Here is a 14,967-nt window from a genome sequence, read left to right on the forward strand (position 1 = left end):
TGATGTATGAATACCCAACGTTTGTATACAAAGCAATGGAAAGTATATTCTGTTAATATAACAACCGACTTATTAAAAAAACGACGCTTTATTCCTTTTATTACAGTATTTTTTCAATTTCAGTAAGATGTCGTACAATTGGACATAGCGAATGATCGTATTTTTTATCAAAATCTACATGAATCACGTTGATGTTTACTGCCAATGCACCTTTGACGTCTGCTTCAAAACTATCGCCAATCATGAGCGCATTTTCAGGTGCTACATTTGCCAATTGTAATGCGTGATTGAATATTTTCGAATTGGGCTTTTTGACATGTACACTTTCCGAATCTATAATGTGTTCGAAATAATCATAAATACCAGACGCTTTTATTTTTCTGCGTTGTACATCTCGAAAACCGTTGGTTATGATATGGAGTTTGTAATTGGCTTGAAGTTTTTCGAGTAATTCTTCTGTGTAATCAAAAAGATGATTGAAAGTTGATAAGTGTTTGATATATTCTTCCGATAAGTGATTGATCAATTCGTCTGAAACCTCAACTTCTAACTGTCCAAATGTTTTTGCCAAACGCTCATATCGCAATGCGGTTTTGGAAATTTTCTCTTCACGAAATAAGCGCCAATATTCCAAATTGATGGGTACATATATTGCTATAAAACGATCAAAATCTACAGGAACGTTACTTTCTGCTAATATTTTTTTGAAGGTTAATGCGGAGTTTTTCTCAAAATCCCACAATGTGTGATCTAAATCAAAGAAAATATCTGTGATATTATTCATTACTAAATTCTTTTAATAAATTGATATACAATTCTTTCCATGCGATATTGTTTTCAGATAAAACAACATTGTGAAATATTCCTATAAATGTACCATTTACTTTCTGAGTTTCCGAGAGCATTTCCATGATTTCATCGTTTGGTAATGTTGTTTCTAGTTTACCTGAGTACAACATACAAAACGGATGTACTTTAAGTGGTGTTTGAATTTCCATGCTAATATCATAGAAGTAAAATGGACTACAGGTACCAGCTCTGAAACCAAGCGTATCATGATAGCCCATGGAATAATCTTCCGTAAACTCTAAATCGATTAAGTTTCTATAAAATTTTGGCAAACTCAACATGTTATAATGCTGTCGCGCACGTTTCATAGGACGATTGATAATAGTGTTCAATCGCTTTTTTTCAATCTTTAATTTTTCGATATCTGAAAAAGAATCGTAGGACGCTAACAATCCAACTTTACTGTAATCGGATACATTTTTGATGAGTCGGATAAATTCATTTTTATATACTGAAATGTTATGATCATAGGTAGAATAATCGCCTATTTGGAAAAAATACTGCGCATTAGTTTTGTATGTTTTGTGCAATGCAACAAATTCTTCAAAATTATCATATGGATCATCTCGCATTCCTAATAATACTGCGGAACGATCTAAAAATCTTGAAAAGCGCAATCGGACGATATCAGTTAAGTAACCACCAAGCGTTCTAATGATTCCGCGTTTTTTGTAAGCATATGCAATAGGAATATTGATGACTGGATTGTACGAAAATGAACGTTGCTTATAATCGCTAGCATTAAAAGTTTCAAATCTATTTTCTAAGACTTTTTTAAACTTCTGACACCAAATATCAACGACTGGAATTCGTAAAAAATCGTGCTTAAAAGCTAAACTTTCCGATGCGGTATAACGTCCGTGTTCATCTTTTACATACGGTAAATATTCTTCATATCTACTCAGCATGTAAAAACTTGCTGCAAAAATATCATACGGAATGGTACTTTTTTCTCCTGTAACAAAGAAGCAAGGAACTTCTTCCCATTTCAAAACTTTAAATTCGACTTCTCCAACACCTTGTTCAAATAGCAAATCGTGGCTTCGTACAAAAAACTCGTCACCAAGCGGCTGTTTTGCGTACGACATTTTTACTTCATTGTGCGCAATAAACGTTTCAATTTTCGTGGTAAAATCGACAGGAATTCCAAGAATGCGCGTTATGAGATGCTTAAATGTATAGCGAAGTCTTGGTGTAATTTTTTGTGTGTATACTAGAAGCATGTAGAACTCATTTAAACTTTTATAATCAGTCTGAAATTTTCTAATATTCGCTCAAATTGCAATACGTATAACGCGTTCTTAGAGTAAGTTTTCATCTGCGAAACTAAAATACTCTTTTTCTGTGATAATTAAATGATCTAGTACTTTTATATCAATATTTTCTGCACCTGAACACAGTTTTTTAGTGATTGCTTTGTCTGCCGAACTCGGTTTTAAAGTTCCTGATGGATGATTGTGCACTAAAATAATTGCTACGGCACTCACTTCTAATGCGGTTTTTAGCACCAACCGTACATCAACCAAAGTTCCTGTAATACCACCTTTACTCAGGCATAGTTTTTTGAGTACTTTGTTTGAATTGTTCAAATAGATAATCCAGAATTCTTCATGCGGCAATTCGCCAATAAGCGGTTGCATCATTTCAAATACCATACGGCTTGATGTAATCTTTTTTAAGGTAATTTTTGCTTCTATTTGCCTTCGCTTGCCAAGCTCTAACGCAGCGATGATTGTGATTGCTTTTACCAAACCTACACCTTTGAACTTTTTGAGTTGATCTTCGGATAGCTTTGCCAGTTCATTCAAGTTTCCATTTACAGAAGCTAATATACGTTTGGAAAGCGATACGGCACTTTCATCTTTATTGCCCAATCGAATCAAAATTGCTAACAATTCGGCATCACTTAAAGCCGTTTTTCCTTTGTTTGCCAACTTCTCGCGAGGTCGATCGTCTTCTGACCAATATTTGATAGATTGTAGCTGCATATCTTCCATGTTGAATTACTTTTTTTAAAACTACTTGATTTTTTTCAACAAAACCGTTCATTTTTTGTAAGCGTTGCAAGAATTATATAAACGTTAATTTTCAGTAAATAAAATTCGTTTTTTACAAGGATTGCTGTACTTTTAGTTGCACTTAATTTTATTGTATTATGAAATCACTTTTTGATGAAACTACACTTTCGGAAATTCAAGGGAGAATTGAATCACTAACCGAAACTTCTGCGCCTTTATGGGGAAAAATGACCGTAGGTCAAATGTGTACACATTGCCAAATGCCATTGGAACTTGCCATGGAAAAACGGATGCTAGGAAGTGGAAAGAAACCTGGATTTATGAAGCGAATGCTATTTAAACTCTACAAACCGTTAATGTATAATGACAAACCTTGGAGTAAAAATTTGCCAACAGTCCGAGATTTTATCGTGAGCGAAACGAAAGATGTTACCGCCGAAAAAGCGAAGCTATCTAGTTTGGTTTCAGAATTTCATCAATATAAAGATAAGACTGAGTTTCCAACGCATCCTATGTTTGGAAAATTTACGCAAGAACAATGGGGAAAAATGCAGTACAAACATTTAGATCATCATTTAAAACAATTTGATGTTTAAAAATTATGAGTTATCCTCCAAAACAACATCAAGAAACAAAGTTTAGTGCTATTCTTGAAACCATCAAACACTATCCATTAGCGACATTAATTTCTGCTAAAGACAGTGAAATTTTTACAACACATGTCCCTTTAATTCATGATGCATCCGAAGGTAAATTTGGCGCGTTGATAGGACATATTGACAAGTTGAATCCGCATGTTGAATTGTTGCAAAATAACATTCCCTCGCAAGTAATATTTCACGGACCTGATTGCTATATTTCGCCACATGTATACAGTACAACACAATTGCCTACTTGGAATTATGTGAAAGTGCATATTTCGGCGAAAGCCACACGAATTCAAAAAAATGATGCTGTAATAGCTTCTATTGCGCATATGACTTCTGTTTTAGAAACTTCACAAGAGCCATATGTGTTGGACCAAGAAGATCCGAGAGTCCAATCATTGGCCAATTATATTGTTGGATTTAAGTTAGAAATTACCGCTTGGGAAGGAAAATTTAAACTTTCGCAAAATAGAATAGCTAAAGATAAAAACTTGGCAAAAGAAGCGCTGATACAAAAAAGCCGCAATGATATTACGGCTTTTCTTAATGGCATTTTAGATACGTAGTATTGGCACATACTACGTGTAATTACACTAAACTAAACTATTGCACATTATATGATACTAAACGTCTTTCCATTCTGTGTATGTCTTCAGTTGCAAAAGAGCATGTATTAAATACTTTTCCAATTCCGGGAGCATAATAATGTTTGTCTAGCCCAGGAAATAATGCTAAGGTCGGAACTTCTTTTGCATAAAGTTTCATCCATTCGCAATCAAAAGTACCTGCGGCTGTGGAAATCATTTCATTGCCTTCGCCGCGAGCTGTATATAGCTCAAAGAAGTTATCTGCTGTTAATAGAAACTCTTGATTATCGTATCGAGAGAATTCAACTTTACCTTCATCAGTAATAAGATATCCTAGAGAGTCACGAAAATAGAAAAATCTTTCTCCATTTGTAGCGCACAAAGCAGCATTGGTTTCGTTTCCTGAAGTACGAACTCTAAATTTAAAAAAGGTATTTCCATTGATCGATTCTGTATTTACAATTTTTACAGAATCAATAACACCTGTATCATTAAACACTTCCGACATTATATTTTCCCTTCGGTAATGTTCATATACCCAAGTATTTCCAACGGTTAAGGCAAAAAAGTTTTCTTCTGGTTCAGGAATTGTATTGTCGTCATTAGCACAAGACACACATACGAGGACTAGAAAAACTAGTAGTAATGGTTTTTTCATAATTAGTTGATATATTCGGTTTTAAAAAAAGTAATTATGAAGCTATAGTTTTTCGGTTTTATGGGTTAGTACAGTACCCAAAACGCAGCTTTTTAGGTTTTAGTGTATGCGTTGTAAAAATGCTTCCTTAGTTATCTTTAAAATCCCCGAAACAGAGCTAAGGTTTTCGATCTTTATCAACATAACAGGAAATGCAAAATAGGGCAACGCAGACTAATAAAAAGGATTTTCTCATAACTATTTTTAAATTGATTGTTGAAAAAGTAATGATGAGATATAGTGCGTTCGTTTTTGTGGGTTCTTACATTGGTAACGTACGTTTTTGCAATTTTAGTGTATGTGTTGTGTAAATGCTTCAAAATCTAATCCGCCATAATTCCCTGAACTCATAAGTAATAATGCGGTATTGTCTAAGGATTGACTGAATAGATATTTTTTGAATGCTGCCGGATCTGTGTAAATAATCAAATCGTCACGTTCAAAAGCGGTTGCAATTTGCTCTTTTGACACTTCATCCAATTGTTTTATCTCAACGGCATGTGGCGAATAGAACACAATAGCTTTATCTGCTGCATCTAACGCACCTTTGTATTCCTTTAAAAATTCTGCATTCAAACTGCTATACGTGTGCAATTCTAAACAAGCTAAAACCGTTCGGTCTGCATATTGTTCCTTTACCGCTTGTGTGGTTGCTTTTACTTTACTTGGCGAATGTGCAAAATCTTTGTACACTACCGTAGAATTGTGTTCGGCAATTTTTTCCAAACGTTTGCTTGCGCCCGTAAAGGTTGAAATAGCTTCGTAGAAATCTTCTTCGTCTACACCTATATGTTGGCAAATCCATTTGGCTCCAGCCAGATTATTCAAATTGTGTTTTCCAAATATTTCAATTGGCATAAAACCATCAGGAGTTTCTAATAAGGTTTCGCCATTTTCAATGGTATAATTTGGTGTTTTGTAGCTCAGTTTACGAATTGGATTTTCAGAAGCTTCTACCACACGAACCACTTCTGCATCTTCTTCGTTGTAATTAATGCTTCCGCCTTTAGTGATAGAATCTACAAAAATTTGAAACTGCTCAACATAGTTTTCATAGGTTGGAAATACATTAATGTGATCCCAAGCAATTCCGCTTAACAAAGCAATATTTGGTTGATACAAATGAAATTTTGGTCTGCGATCAATTGGCGATGACAAATATTCGTCGCCTTCCAATACGATAAAATCGTTTTCTTCTGTTAAGTGTACCATTGTATCAAAACCTTCCAATTGTGCGCCAACCATATAATCAACAGCAATATCATGATAGTTTAATACATGAAGAATCATGGACGTAATCGTTGTTTTTCCATGACTTCCGCCAATGACCACGCGGGTTTTGTATTTGGATTGTTCGTATAAAAATTCTGGATACGAATAAATAGTTACACCCAATTCTTGTGCTTTTAGCAACTCTGGATTGTCAGGTTTGGCGTGCATTCCTAAAATAATAGCATCTAAGTCTGTGGTAATTTTTTCAGGAAACCAACCAAACGCTTCAGGTAGCAATCCTTTGGCATCTAAGCGACTTTTTGATGGTTCAAAAATAACATCGTCACTTCCAGTAATTTGATATCCTTTTGCATGTAATGCTAATGCTAAGTTGTGCATGGCGCTTCCACCAATCGCTATAAAATGTATTCGCATGAGTTGTAGAATTCTAAAGTGTAAAGATAAAAGGGATTTTTGGTTTTTTTAGAAATGTATGAAAGATTTCAAGAAGAAAAACTAACTTAGGCAGGTATAAGTCAACTAAAAATAATTACAGAAAAACTTTCATAACTCAAGATGGATAAAAAAATCAACAACTGTATCGAATGTAAAAGTGAATATTTCACTGATGCTTCAAAGATGAACGAATTTTGTCCCGATTGTGCACACAAGTTATACGACTATCCACGCTGTTTTCACAAATTTGAAAATGGCAGATGTATCAAATGCTATTGGAATGGAAAGACTTCTGAATACATTCATGAAAAAAAGGAGAGAATTACCAAAAAACTTAAAAGTGCAAAAATGAATGTCACATTAGCGATTGTTATTCTAGTAATTGCTTCAATATTTATGCTGTTTGGCTTGCTAAGTGGCGGCATTTCATATTTCGGACTTTTCGGATTGATCGTTGGAGGACGCTATTTCATTCAAGCCAAAAAATATAAAAAAGAATTAATCGAAGGAAAAATCAGATGATCAAAGTAAACGACACGATCACTTTAAAGAAACTGGAACATGCAGATGCTCCAGCTATTTTCAATATTATTGATAGTCAACGTAATTACTTAGGAAAATGGTTGCCGTTTGTAGCATTTACCAAAGAACTTTCCGATAGTGAACAATTTGTAATAAATGTCCTAAACACGCCAATTCAAAAGTTAGAATTTACATATGCCATTCGAAAAAATGAGCAACTTATTGGCATCATCGGAAATAAAAATACAGACAAACTCAACAAGAAAACAGAAATTGGCTATTGGCTTTCCCAAGAATATCAAGGCCAAGGAATTATTACAAAATCGGTTGTAAAACTATGTGATTTTATCTTTTTTACACTTCGGTTGAATCGAATTGAAATCAAATGTGCCGTTGGCAATACTCCAAGTAGCAACATTCCGAAACGACTCAACTTTACATTTGAAGGTATTGAACGTGAAGGCGAATGGATTACCGAAAATACTTTTTATGATATAGAAGTGTATAGTAGACTAAAATCAGAACACATTTCGTAGTTTTTAACCAACAAAATAGAAGTCAACGTATCAGCTGTGATTCAAAAGAAGTCAATAATAAAGTCGTATTTTTATAGAAAAGAATGCTTTTTAAACTTCTCAGTCTATGAAAAACACAAGCTGTTTTATTTTCTCCGCACTGCTACTCTACTTTTATTGCACGTTTGCACATGCACAAGTAAGAGTTGTAAAAAATGATTCCATTTGGACGCTTCAAGTTGACGGAAAACCGTTTGCTGTAAAAGGTGTTACGTTTGGATATGATGATGACATCCCAAATTATGATCGTTATTTTAAAGATTTAAAAGCAATTGGCGTCAATACCATTCGGACTTGGGCAACAGGAAGCAACATGCCACAACTTTTGGAAGCTGCTCAAAAATACGACATCAAAATCATGGTTGGCATTTGGATGCGACACGGACGTCCAGGCATGGAAGATGACGATCGTTTTGATTATCTCTCCGATACCGAAGGCATGGAAGTCATGTATAAAAATGCCATAAATGTAGTCAATACGTACAAAAATCATCCTGCGGTATTAACTTGGGGAATTGGTAATGAAGTTTACCTCAACATGGCAACGGACGCTGAAAAAGAAGTCTATTCCAAACTTTTGGAGCGTATTTGTAGTAACATTAAGAAAATTGATAAAAACCATCCGATTACTTCTATCGAAGCATGGACGTTTGGACTCGATTGGTGGCAGAAACATGTGCCATCACTTGATATTTATGGTTTAAACTGTTATGGCGCTGGCGCAAATTTTCTAGCTGATGAACTCAACAAACGAAATATTAACAAACCATACGTCATCACAGAATTCAATGTTACTGGCGAATGGGACATCGAACAACAACAAAACGGCGTAAAAGTTGAACCTTCTGATGAAGAAAAATATACTACCATTGCCAACGGTTATCCTGATTGGATCAAAAGTAAACCAAATTGCTTAGGCGTATATGTATTTCATTATGCTGATGGTAACGATTATGGAAGTCCTTGGTTATTTACACATCACAGAGGTTTTTATCGTCCAACTTATTGGGCAATTCGGAAAGCATATACAGGACAAGAACCAATAAACGAAGTCCCAAAAATACATACGTTTCAAATTTCAGATAATGTATTGCAAAGTGACACTTGGATTTCTGTGACGCTCAACGTATCCGATGCAGAAAAGGAAAATTTGGATATTCAATTTTATTACAATCAACGTTTAGGAAGCAGAAAACGTAAAAATCAAGTAACCCAATTAAAACATAGAGGTTCACTTGCTGATGGTTTTGAAATTCAAATTCCCAAAGAACATGGCGCTGTAAAAGTATATGTAAATGTCCAAGATACATTCAATAATGTCGGAATTGCTTCTACAGGAATTACTACGTATGACGAACAAGCAAAAAATAGAAAATACTTGGTGCCAACGATGAACGCGCCTTTTTATGTATACAAAGACGGAGAAGATTTACCGTATCTTCCAACAGGTTACATGGGAAACTACAAAGCCATGACGGTTGATACACAACACAGCCAAAACGTAAAAGCTGGCACACACGCTATCAAAATAAAATATAAAGAACGAAGTGGTTGGTATGGTGTTGCTTTTGTAGATCCAAAAAACGATTGGGGCAATACTTTAGGTGGTTATGCCATTGAAAATGCAAAAACATTTTCCTTTTGGGCGAAAGCAGATCGAAACGGTATCAAAGCTAAAATTGGTTTCGGACTCATTGATACTGACAAACCATTTCCTGATACTGCGATACAATCGGAAGAACTAAAACTCACTGATGAATGGAAAAAATACACCTTCAAACTAAAACGTGCAGACTTGAGTTGTATTCGTTCAGGATTGGTGCTTTTTTCGCAAAGCTATGGTTTTCCACAAACTATTTATATTGATGAGGTTGTTTTTGAATAATATAAAGACAATGCATCTAAAAGAAAGTTTTCGTTGGTCGTTGATTACTAATGAAGGAATTTAAACTTTTTTGATCCGTAATCAATCTTAAAAATTTGTATTTTGAATTAAAAAGTAATGCATCTAAAAAGTATGTATTTTAAAAGATAGAATTGGAAATGGATTTTGAAATTAAAAATGGTTTAGGAAAGATAAAAATTGGCGTTAATGGAGATAGTTTTACCTTTATTCGTCCATTGACATTTTGTTGGTACGACAACCAAGGATCTATTGGTAAATTTCTTTGTTCATTGCCCTATTCAAAAGAATACAGAAACGAAATCCATACGGTGATAACTTCAAACTTGAATACAGACTTTTCACAAAATATTGAGGGACTACATGAATTACTTCTTCCACTCTTCAAGTTATTCCCTAATGGAGAATATGTGCTATCATTTCATAATTCTGAAGATAAAGATCTGTTTAAATATAAGTCTTCATATGATAATTTCACAAAAACGCATCTAAGTGATTGGGAATTGCATTTTGGAAATTTGACAGTTGCTAAGGACGAAAAGAAACGTATCAAAGAACATCAAGATTTTTTAACAAAGAATGCCATTACAAAAGAATTCTATCCGTCAAATATTTTGGATTATTCAACTTATAATTTTTATTCAGGATCTGACACTTTCTTTTTGGCAACTCAACCGAAAGAAGAAATTGACATCGAAAGAGTAAAATATTTTGAAAACGAAATTTCTAACGGAGCTAGACCTTTTGTAATTACTTATAATTGTTTTTATCCTGACATCAGATTAAATGACGACGGCTCAAAAACAGACCATTCAATACATTCAGATTATTTTGTTTTGGATGGACATCATAAATTATTAGCATATAAAAATTTAAAAATATATCCGCCAATAGCGAGTTTAATATTTTTGCCAAAAAACAAATCAGAAATTTTATTTGATCTTGATGATTTGAAAAATTACGTATATAGCTGGCAATTAAATCATATTAAAAAGTATTGTGAATAATAAAATCACATACAACAGCTTACATACTATCACGAATTAAAAAACATCAAAAAACCATGAAAAAAATATTCCTCCTAGCTATAGCGATTATCAGTTTAGCATCTTGTAATCAAGATAAAATTCAAGACTTAAACCGTCAGATTGCTGCACTAGAAGCATCAAATAAAAAATTGACAGATTCATTAAAAAATATACAAAGTGAAAACCTTATGCGAATGACAGCCGTCGGATTTCCGAGTGAGTATACCTCAAAACTGAATGAACCACACCAAATAAACTATGCCTTTTGCTATAGCATTGATATAGACTTCCCTGAATATAATGTCTATCGCGTAACAAATGCCGATAAAGATGAAAAAGAACTCATTTTAGCAAAGCAATACAAATCGGGTTTTCGTTATGATTTTATTCCGAAAACATTGGATGATGATACCATTGAACTTTTAATTGAATTTGAAGACATCAACGGATATCCTTTAAAAATGCAAAGTATCACGCATACTGTCGTTGAATAATACTATAGTTTTGTTTAGCAAGAACGAATATAAATTTAATCTATTTTGAATCTACGAAAGTATATTTTTGAACAATACAACAAATTCACTTTAGCTGAGTGCAAAGAAGAAAAGGATCAATTGCGTTCTGAAATAAAAGAAATACTCGCTGAACATTCGAATTTAGACTCTAATTGCTATCAAATTCTCGGACTTATTGAGTACGAATCTGACGATTGGAAAAAAAATATTCAATGTTCGATAAAGAATTTTAAAAAAGCGATCGAATTAGATGAAACTAATGTTTTAGCTCAATTATACTTAGCACATTGTTATCACGACTTACATCAATTGGAATTAGCGCTGGAAAATTATACGAAAGTTGACAAACAAAAACTAAAGAAATTTCAAGTCTGGAGATACACAAAACTGATTGAACAAATTGGCTATTGTAAATATAAGCTTGGAAATAAAAATATAGGAGAAAAACACTTTGAAGAAGTATTGGAATTGCACAAAAAACTTCCTGAAACTGAGAAAGCTTTTCCTTCAGAATTACTCGAATGCTTACCTGAAAATCATTGGATTGCAATCGAAATGAAAAAGATAACACCTTATATAGAATCGTAATCTTTACAAACTTTCAAAGCTCAACAACACAGTAACTTCCACATCACACGAAATTTCCCTACCTTTCTCCAACGTATGCGTAACACCATGAAAAGACTTTTGTTGTTTTTATATCTTATTTCCACTATAGCTCTTCAAGCACAGGATTTGAATGCCATTTTTGAAAACTGCCTGATTTCAGATACGGAAAGTAATATTGCACGCGCAAATCCAATCTATGTAACGGAAATTGACGAAGCAAACAATCGCATCAAAACCAATTACACACACTTGGAAAAGCTACTTGTAAAAGCTACAGGGAATCAATCGTGGTTTATCACTCAAAGTGAAGAAGCAGCTACGATTGTAGAAATCAAAAATGTCGATCTCAAAAGTGGTTGGATTACGCTTGGCGAAACCTACGCTGGTGTTTTTAATATGGACGAAGGCGAAACACTGGAATTTTTTAATCCATTTATCAATTACGAAATCATTCATAACAAACCTTTATTCAAAGAATATCCAACGTACATACAAGACGCACAAACCAACTATATCCAATCGGGCGGAATCATTAAAAGAAGTAATAATGATTATGTGTTGCTAACGCCTGTCGTATTTGGCGCACATGCAACAAGAGCAATCTATTACGCTACAAGTTCCGATTTGGAAAATTGGACATTTCACGATAAAAAAATATTGGATACGTCTCAAATTTCATTCGCTAAAAAAGAAGGAAATGTATTCAGTACAGGAAATCCTTTACAATTAAAAAATGGAAATTACTTGGTTTTACTTGGCGTAGAACAACCAAACGGAAACTACACGTCAGCGTATATGATTCTTGACAAAGAACTTAAGATGGTACAAGCGCCAAAAGAAATTCAAATTCCAGCATGGCATGGAGAAAAGCAAAACAGTTTTCCGTTGGCAATTACAAAACATAAAGGCGTATTTAGAGTGTTGTTTCACAGAAGAAGCAACCGTTTTATTGCATCGGAAGTTCATGAAATTACAACTAAAGACATTCTCAAAGCATTTGACAAAAATCAAGGAATTATTTCATCAAACTGCATTCAAAAAGCAAAAAATGAAACTGGCTATGTAAGAGGAAAAGCGGATGATGCGAGTTACCTAACATTCAAATCAAAATTATATATCTTACTAGGAAGTGAAGAATTACCATCGGAATATCTAACATCGTTCAATCGTGAATATGGTTTGTTAACACTTGAAAATGATACATGGACACACGACAAACGCAGTCCGTTACTTGTAAATCCAATGACCATTCATCACAAATATCCTGAATACGAATGGACAGCCGATCATTTGGGCGGATTCATTTCTCCGATAATTCACAACAACTATTTATACCTGTTTTTAACCTTCGGAACAGACAATCCAGATTATTTATTAGGCGGATTAAAAATTAAAACTGACTAACCAAAAACCTACCATATCATGAAAATCATCGACTTATCAAAACCAATTCAATACAACAAAAACGATCCTTGGTTTATGAAAGTAAAAATAAAGCACAAATCACATCGGAAAGCCAAATGGTTGATTCGCGTATTGGGCTTGCCTTTCAGACTATTTCCTAAAGGATTTACAGGTTGGGCAGATGATACCATTCAGAAAATGGGCGTACATTCAACCACACATATTGATGCGCCTTGGCACTATTCGCCAACGGTAAACGGCGAAAAAGCAAAAACAATTGATGAAGTTCCACTCGATTGGTGTTATGGAGAAGGCATTGTGATTGACATGAAACACAAAGCAGATTTTGATGCTATTACGGTAAAAGATATGGAAGATTTCTTAGCAGAAAATAATTTGACAATAAAACCTAAAATGATCGTTTTAATCAAAACGGGAAGAGACAAATACAACGGCACCAAAGATTTTCATAAAGTAGGAACTGGCATGAGCGCGGAAGCAACTGAATGGCTTATTGACAAAGGCATCAAAGTCATGGGAATTGACGCTTGGGGCTGGGATTTGCCATTACCATACATGCTAAAAAAAGCAAAAGAAACTGGAAATTCAGAACTATTTTGGGAAGCACATTTGGTTGGACAACGCAAAGAATATTGCCATATGGAACAATTGGTAAACTTAGACGCACTTCCCTACTCAGGATTCAAAGTTGCCGTCTTTCCATTAAAAATTGTGGGAGCTTCTGCCGCACCTGCGAGAGTTGTAGCAATGTTAGAATAACATAGAATCTCAGAAATATTACATGCTCAAAATGGTTTCCTTTTCCTTCTTAAAAGGTTTCAACTCTTTTTCAGCCAACGCTTTCTCAATCCATTGTAAAGCTTCCTGTTTGTTGCCTTTATGTTTGAATATTTGCGCCAAACGATAATATGCCCACGATTTTGGAACGCCGTCTTTAGCCGTATAATTTTCTATGTATATGTACAAACACTTCTCGCCTTTTTCGAGTTCCAAATTGTATTCAGCAGCAACTTTCCCAATTTGATAATGCAACGCATTTCGTTGATGCTTTTCGTGTGCTTTTTCAATATTGGCAATCGCTTTTTCAGGTTGTTTTTGCTTTTCGTATAAATCCGTCAGCTTTTTATAGCACGTTAACGAACCACCAATTTCAATAGCTTTCTTATAAAACTTTTCTGCGAGTTCAGGCTCATCATCATATTCATAAATATAGCCTTTTGCCAAATAGCCGTCTACTTTTGAAAGATTTTCCAATTCGTTGGCATATTTCATCGAAGTTCGTTTGCTTCCGCCAATAATTCCTGGCAACTGCATGTACAATTCTACCATAGCCCAACGAACATCAATATGTTTTGGATCGAGTTCTGCTGCTTTTTTAAATGATCGTTTTACATCTCCTATCAAACCAAGCGCTCTCAACTTATTCACATTCAACGCTTTCATGCCCATGGCACCGCCATACTTATAATGATAATCAGCATTAGAATCGTCTAACTTTACCAACTTTTCATAACTTTCAATCGCGTCATCCCACTTTTCTTGATAACCGTACGCATCGCCCAAAAATTCTATAAACTCAGGATCATTCGGTGTCTTTTCAAGTTGTGACGTTATAATGGTAATGGCTTCAATGTATTGCTTCTTAGCAAATAAATCGGTGACTTTTTCTGAAGGTGTCTGACTCCATAAGAACATTGGAACAGATAGAATAATTAGAAAATAATACTTCATTCGTTTTTTTATTTCTTTTACTACTAGCAGTTTTAATGAACTCGTTTAAACTTTTCGGATTTAGGCGAAAAGTTTAAACGAGTTCAATACCAAAGATAGTGTTTCCTTTGTTTTTTCGCGAATTCATTTTGGAATACTCTTTGTTATTTACAAAATAATAATTCATTGGTAGAACGTATTATTTATAAAATTC

The 14,967-nt window shown here is 34.3% G+C and carries 16 protein-coding genes; 10 read left to right on the plus strand and 6 right to left on the minus strand.

The window, feature by feature from the left end; genetic code table 11:
- Window positions 1-100: 100 nt before the first annotated feature.
- The 3 genes from AA089_RS10395 to radC all read right to left on the minus strand — a co-directional run bounded on the left by AA089_RS10395 (window position 101) and on the right by radC (window position 2,846).
- The gene (locus tag AA089_RS10395; RefSeq protein ID WP_046756881.1) at window positions 101-784 is read right to left on the minus strand and encodes a YjjG family noncanonical pyrimidine nucleotidase; all 684 of its coding nucleotides are present in this window, start codon (window positions 782-784) and stop codon (window positions 101-103) included.
- On the minus strand, window positions 777-2,072 hold the full coding sequence (locus AA089_RS10400) for a polysaccharide deacetylase family protein (protein ID WP_046756882.1): 1,296 nt from the start codon (window positions 2,070-2,072) through the stop codon (window positions 777-779). The genes AA089_RS10395 and AA089_RS10400 overlap by 8 nt, the downstream gene beginning before the upstream one ends.
- 78 nt (window positions 2,073-2,150) lie before the next feature.
- Window positions 2,151-2,846: a RadC family protein gene (radC, locus tag AA089_RS10405; protein ID WP_046756883.1), complete on the minus strand. Its 696-nt coding sequence runs from the start codon at window positions 2,844-2,846 to the stop codon at window positions 2,151-2,153.
- A 158-nt stretch (window positions 2,847-3,004) separates the two neighbouring features.
- Between radC and AA089_RS10410 the strand changes: the two genes are divergently transcribed.
- Both AA089_RS10410 and AA089_RS10415 read left to right on the plus strand, forming a co-directional pair.
- Window positions 3,005-3,463 (plus strand): DUF1569 domain-containing protein, encoded by a 459-nt coding sequence (locus tag AA089_RS10410; RefSeq protein ID WP_046756884.1) that lies wholly within the window; start codon window positions 3,005-3,007, stop codon window positions 3,461-3,463.
- Window positions 3,464-3,468: 5 nt separating this feature from the next.
- Entirely contained in the window at window positions 3,469-4,080 is a 612-nt protein-coding gene (locus tag AA089_RS10415; RefSeq protein WP_046756885.1) for an FMN-binding negative transcriptional regulator, read from the plus strand.
- A gap of 37 nt (window positions 4,081-4,117) precedes the next feature.
- On the opposite strand, the gene AA089_RS10420 is transcribed toward AA089_RS10415, so the two are convergent.
- Both AA089_RS10420 and AA089_RS10425 read right to left on the minus strand, forming a co-directional pair.
- Window positions 4,118-4,759: a hypothetical protein gene (locus tag AA089_RS10420; protein WP_156168965.1), complete on the minus strand. Its 642-nt coding sequence runs from the start codon at window positions 4,757-4,759 to the stop codon at window positions 4,118-4,120.
- 330 nt (window positions 4,760-5,089) lie between these two features.
- Window positions 5,090-6,445: a UDP-N-acetylmuramate--L-alanine ligase gene (locus AA089_RS10425; RefSeq protein WP_046756887.1), complete on the minus strand. Its 1,356-nt coding sequence runs from the start codon at window positions 6,443-6,445 to the stop codon at window positions 5,090-5,092.
- A 141-nt stretch (window positions 6,446-6,586) separates the two neighbouring features.
- Between AA089_RS10425 and AA089_RS25480 the strand changes: the two genes are divergently transcribed.
- The 8 genes from AA089_RS25480 (at window position 6,587) to AA089_RS10465 (ending at window position 13,802) form a co-directional block, all read left to right on the plus strand.
- Window positions 6,587-6,988 carry a hypothetical protein gene (locus AA089_RS25480; RefSeq protein ID WP_064972220.1) on the plus strand — a complete coding sequence of 134 codons (402 nt, stop codon included), beginning with the start codon at window positions 6,587-6,589 and terminating at the stop codon, window positions 6,986-6,988.
- Window positions 6,985-7,524 (plus strand): GNAT family N-acetyltransferase, encoded by a 540-nt coding sequence (locus AA089_RS10435; RefSeq protein ID WP_046756888.1) that lies wholly within the window; start codon window positions 6,985-6,987, stop codon window positions 7,522-7,524. The genes AA089_RS25480 and AA089_RS10435 overlap by 4 nt, the downstream gene beginning before the upstream one ends.
- 106 nt (window positions 7,525-7,630) lie before the next feature.
- Complete coding sequence (locus AA089_RS10440) at window positions 7,631-9,448, plus strand: glycoside hydrolase family 2 TIM barrel-domain containing protein (protein WP_156168966.1); 1,818 nt, start codon at window positions 7,631-7,633, stop codon at window positions 9,446-9,448.
- A 158-nt stretch (window positions 9,449-9,606) separates the two neighbouring features.
- Window positions 9,607-10,473 (plus strand): hypothetical protein, encoded by an 867-nt coding sequence (locus AA089_RS10445; RefSeq protein WP_046756889.1) that lies wholly within the window; start codon window positions 9,607-9,609, stop codon window positions 10,471-10,473.
- A gap of 56 nt (window positions 10,474-10,529) precedes the next feature.
- Window positions 10,530-10,988, plus strand: coding sequence for a hypothetical protein (locus AA089_RS10450; RefSeq protein ID WP_046756890.1), 459 nt, complete (start codon window positions 10,530-10,532; stop codon window positions 10,986-10,988).
- A gap of 45 nt (window positions 10,989-11,033) precedes the next feature.
- Window positions 11,034-11,597, plus strand: coding sequence for a tetratricopeptide repeat protein (locus tag AA089_RS10455; RefSeq protein WP_046756891.1), 564 nt, complete (start codon window positions 11,034-11,036; stop codon window positions 11,595-11,597).
- An 87-nt stretch (window positions 11,598-11,684) separates the two neighbouring features.
- Entirely contained in the window at window positions 11,685-13,022 is a 1,338-nt protein-coding gene (locus tag AA089_RS10460; RefSeq protein ID WP_046756892.1) for a hypothetical protein, read from the plus strand.
- A gap of 18 nt (window positions 13,023-13,040) precedes the next feature.
- Window positions 13,041-13,802: a cyclase family protein gene (locus AA089_RS10465; protein ID WP_046756893.1), complete on the plus strand. Its 762-nt coding sequence runs from the start codon at window positions 13,041-13,043 to the stop codon at window positions 13,800-13,802.
- Window positions 13,803-13,820: 18 nt separating this feature from the next.
- On the opposite strand, the gene AA089_RS10470 is transcribed toward AA089_RS10465, so the two are convergent.
- On the minus strand, window positions 13,821-14,774 hold the full coding sequence (locus tag AA089_RS10470; RefSeq protein ID WP_046756894.1) for a tetratricopeptide repeat protein: 954 nt from the start codon (window positions 14,772-14,774) through the stop codon (window positions 13,821-13,823).
- Window positions 14,775-14,967: the final 193 nt, after the last annotated feature.

Origin of the sequence: Kordia jejudonensis (assembly GCF_001005315.1) — a bacterium.
GTDB classification, from domain to species: Bacteria; Bacteroidota; Bacteroidia; order Flavobacteriales; family Flavobacteriaceae; genus Kordia; species Kordia jejudonensis.

Coding starts and splice junctions, on each gene's coding strand:
- AA089_RS10415 (WP_046756885.1), top strand. CDS start 3,469: ATGAGTTATCCTCCAAAACAACATCAAGAAACAAAGTTTAGTGCTATT.
- AA089_RS10445 (WP_046756889.1), top strand. CDS start 9,607: ATGGATTTTGAAATTAAAAATGGTTTAGGAAAGATAAAAATTGGCGTT.
- AA089_RS25480 (WP_064972220.1), top strand. CDS start 6,587: ATGGATAAAAAAATCAACAACTGTATCGAATGTAAAAGTGAATATTTC.
- AA089_RS10450 (WP_046756890.1), top strand. CDS start 10,530: ATGAAAAAAATATTCCTCCTAGCTATAGCGATTATCAGTTTAGCATCT.
- AA089_RS10395 (WP_046756881.1), bottom strand. CDS start 784: ATGAATAATATCACAGATATTTTCTTTGATTTAGATCACACATTGTGG.
- AA089_RS10470 (WP_046756894.1), bottom strand. CDS start 14,774: ATGAAGTATTATTTTCTAATTATTCTATCTGTTCCAATGTTCTTATGG.
- AA089_RS10440 (WP_156168966.1), top strand. CDS start 7,631: ATGAAAAACACAAGCTGTTTTATTTTCTCCGCACTGCTACTCTACTTT.
- AA089_RS10420 (WP_156168965.1), bottom strand. CDS start 4,759: ATGAAAAAACCATTACTACTAGTTTTTCTAGTCCTCGTATGTGTGTCT.
- AA089_RS10460 (WP_046756892.1), top strand. CDS start 11,685: ATGAAAAGACTTTTGTTGTTTTTATATCTTATTTCCACTATAGCTCTT.
- AA089_RS10435 (WP_046756888.1), top strand. CDS start 6,985: ATGATCAAAGTAAACGACACGATCACTTTAAAGAAACTGGAACATGCA.
- AA089_RS10400 (WP_046756882.1), bottom strand. CDS start 2,072: ATGCTTCTAGTATACACACAAAAAATTACACCAAGACTTCGCTATACA.
- radC (WP_046756883.1), bottom strand. CDS start 2,846: ATGGAAGATATGCAGCTACAATCTATCAAATATTGGTCAGAAGACGAT.
- AA089_RS10465 (WP_046756893.1), top strand. CDS start 13,041: ATGAAAATCATCGACTTATCAAAACCAATTCAATACAACAAAAACGAT.
- AA089_RS10410 (WP_046756884.1), top strand. CDS start 3,005: ATGAAATCACTTTTTGATGAAACTACACTTTCGGAAATTCAAGGGAGA.
- AA089_RS10425 (WP_046756887.1), bottom strand. CDS start 6,445: ATGCGAATACATTTTATAGCGATTGGTGGAAGCGCCATGCACAACTTA.